The organism is Gluconobacter sp. P1D12_c (assembly GCF_018812105.1).
In the GTDB taxonomy this organism is placed as follows: Bacteria; Pseudomonadota; Alphaproteobacteria; order Acetobacterales; family Acetobacteraceae; genus Gluconobacter; species Gluconobacter oxydans_A.
Window position 1 is genome coordinate 1 of the sequence record NZ_JACSIQ010000712.1, and the last position, 391, is coordinate 391.

Annotated in this window: 1 pseudogene; it reads right to left on the minus strand. The window is 57.3% G+C overall.

The window, feature by feature from the left end:
• Positions 1–391: pseudogene (locus KP705_RS18860) on the minus strand (IS5/IS1182 family transposase); the annotation flags it as partial.

The following is a 391-nucleotide window of genomic DNA, read 5'->3' on the forward strand; positions in this document are numbered from 1 at the left end:
TCTCCCAATCGCGCACCATCACTGGCGGCGGCATCGGTTGTTTTCCATTTCCGGATCAACCGAAATTTTCGGTCGATGGAGACATGGGATTTGTAGCCAAAGAATGGGATGGCAAGATCTGTTGCGGGGATCGTCCCATCCTCCTGCCGCTTTGCTTTCGTGAACTTCAGCGTCCACCGCGCATGCCTGTCCTTGTGGGACAGCTTTGACGGCTTGTCCTGCCAGTCCTGTGGGATCCGCCCTTCACGCAGATCCGCTTTCTCAGCATTTGTGTTGCGCTGCCTGGGAGCCGCGACCAGCGTTGCATCCAGGATCTGCCCTGACATCGGGAGATAACCAGCGTTCCGCAGGGTTGCATCAAAGCGATTGAACAGACCATCGACCGCACCCG